This window comes from Desulfovulcanus sp. (assembly GCF_982781345.1).
In genome coordinates, this window is sequence record NZ_CEYAEZ010000149.1 from 1 (window position 1) to 1494 (window position 1494).

A 1494-nucleotide genomic window follows, 5' to 3' on the forward strand; every position below is an offset into this window, starting at 1 on the left:
TCGGACAACAGGTTTTTAGCAGTTTCAAATTCTCGCATAGGGGAGCCTGTAAGAGCACTTAGCAAAATAGCAACTGCATTCAATACGGGAAAGATAAGCAATATAGTGGACCCCGAGGATGGGACAATATGGTAGAGTGAAGATCGCAATTCTGAGAAAGGGAGTCCGAAGTGAGACGCAGGAGATTTTCTGACGAATTCAAGGCGAAGGTTGCCCTTGAAGCTATCAAGGGACAAAAGACAGCGAACGAGCTTGCTCAGGAATTCGGAATTCATGTGAACCAGATCAACCTGTGGAAAAAGCAACTCCTTGAAGCTGCCCCTAAGGTATTCAGCCGTGGCAAAGACCGGGAGGCGGAGCGAATCGAGCGAGAACGGGATCAACTGTATCGCAAGGTCGGTCAACTTCAGATAGAGGTAGACTGGCTCAAAAAAAGACCGGATTACTCGACTGACAGTGGCAGAGAAGCGGACTATGATAGAACCTGAACATCCGAGGCTGAGTGTACGCAGGCAGTGTGAGTTGCTTGGTCTTCCACGATCCAGTTACTACAGGAAGCCTGGAGGCGAGTCTGAAGAGAATCTGGAGCTAATGAGACTTATTGACGAAGAATACACCAGACATCCTTTTTACGGCACCAGGAAGATGAAGAAGTACCTGAGAAGGCTGGGTTACAAGGTGAATCGAAAGAGAGTTCAGAGGCTGATGAGACTAATGGGTCTTTCGTCCATAGCACCGAGGAAGCGTACAACAGTACCCGGCGAAGGGCACAAGATTTACCCATACCTTCTCAGGGGGTTGAATATCAATTGTCCGAATATGGTATGGGCCAGTGATATAACGTACATACGGCTGAGGGGTGGCTTTGTATATCTGACGGTGGTGATGGACTGGTACAGCCGCTATGTGCTGTCCTGGGAGATTTCAGTGACCATGGATGATGGATTTTGTGTAAGTGCCCTGGAGAGGGCCCTGAGGGTCCACGGAAAACCGGATATCTTTAATACTGACCAAGGGGCACAGTATACTGGCCAATCCTTTACTGGGGTACTGAAGGAGCATGGAATTAGGATAAGCATGGACGGCAAGGGTCGTGCTATGGACAACATCATGGTTGAGAGGCTATGGCGTACGGTCAAGTACGAGGACATATATATCAAAGACTACGAGACGGTGGAGGAACTGAAAGAAGGCCTCAGGAACTATTTCTGGTTCTACAACAATGAAAGGCCACATCAGGGGCTTGGTGATAGAACTCCCGCTGAAGCATATTTCGGGGCATCTGAGCTTAAGGAGGCTGCATAGATGATAGGGTATTTCAAGGCCATCTTATTACACCTTAAACTCAGACAAAAGTGGTCTTGACAATGGGGTCCACCTTATCATTCATCATCGAAGCGACTTCCACAGTTCTTGAAGAAGCTTCTGAGAGTTTCTTCGTTAGTCTATCCAATGATTTGAATATCATCTGAACGTTTTTTCTAACAATCAAGA

At 47.3% G+C, this 1494-nt stretch carries 1 protein-coding gene; it reads left to right on the forward strand.

Annotated features, from left to right (window positions below):
* The first annotated feature begins 170 nt into the window (after positions 1-170).
* A protein-coding gene (locus AC3WVG_RS11785) for an IS3 family transposase (protein ID WP_488798312.1) occupies positions 171-1305 on the forward strand; the annotation gives its coding sequence in 2 pieces (ribosomal slippage) (positions 171-458 and positions 460-1305; 1134 coding nt in all).
* Positions 1306-1494: the final 189 nt, after the last annotated feature.